This window comes from Streptomyces sp. PA03-1a, from assembly GCF_033792805.1.
GTDB lineage: Bacteria > Actinomycetota > Actinomycetes > Streptomycetales > Streptomycetaceae > Actinacidiphila.
Genome location: NZ_JARAVO010000503.1, coordinates 1 through 736, shown reverse-complemented (window position 1 = coordinate 736; position 736 = coordinate 1). Strand labels below are relative to the sequence as shown.

Annotated in this window: 1 pseudogene; it reads left to right on the top strand. The window is 76.4% G+C overall.

Annotation, left to right across the window (positions count from 1 at the left end):
* Positions 1–517 precede the first annotated feature (517 nt).
* Positions 518–736 (top strand): annotated as a pseudogene (locus PV341_RS45190) (keto-deoxy-phosphogluconate aldolase); the annotation flags it as partial.

Genomic DNA, 736 nt, shown 5'->3' with positions numbered 1-736 from the left:
CTCCCGCCCGATTGCCCGGCGCGGTCAGTGCGGGCCTCGCACCGTGTGCCTGGGTCGGGGCCGCGCCGGCGCACGTCCTCAGCGCTCGCGGTTTACCCCAACATCGTTCGGCGCCGCGCGTACCGCTCGTCGGTTCCGGGCGCACCCCGCCACACCCCCTCCCGTTGTGTGGGCGCATGACGGCCGGTGGGGGTTCAGAAGGGCACTTGTGGCAACCCCGGACCGCCTTCTCACCCCTACCGGCCGTTAGTCGCCTAGACAACCGGAGGGGTGTGGCGGGGTGCGCCCATGGGGGTCCCCCCGGCCGAAGGCTGGGGGGCGTGCCCCGGCGCGGCACCGGCCCCACAACGACCGCGCGAGGCGGTCACTGACCGCGCCGGGCAATCGCGCGGGAGGGCGGGGGACGCCCGCCGCAGGCACAACGGAGCCGCACACAACAACAGGCCGCAAGGGGCACCCCGTTGCGCAGGCTGCAACGCGCGTTGCGGGCGCCGCACGGGGGCGGCACGATGCCACGGTGCTGAACCTCGCCCCCGCCGCCCCCGTGATCCCCGTCCTCACGCTGGACGACCCCGCCGACGCGGCCCCGCTCGTCCGGGCGCTGGTCCGCGGGGGGTTGACCGCGGTGGAGTTCACGCTGCGGACGCCCACCGCGATGGAGGCGATCGCCGCGGCGGCCCGCGAGGTGCCCGAGGCAGTCGTGGGGGCCGGGACCGTGGTGCGGGCGGAGCAGGTG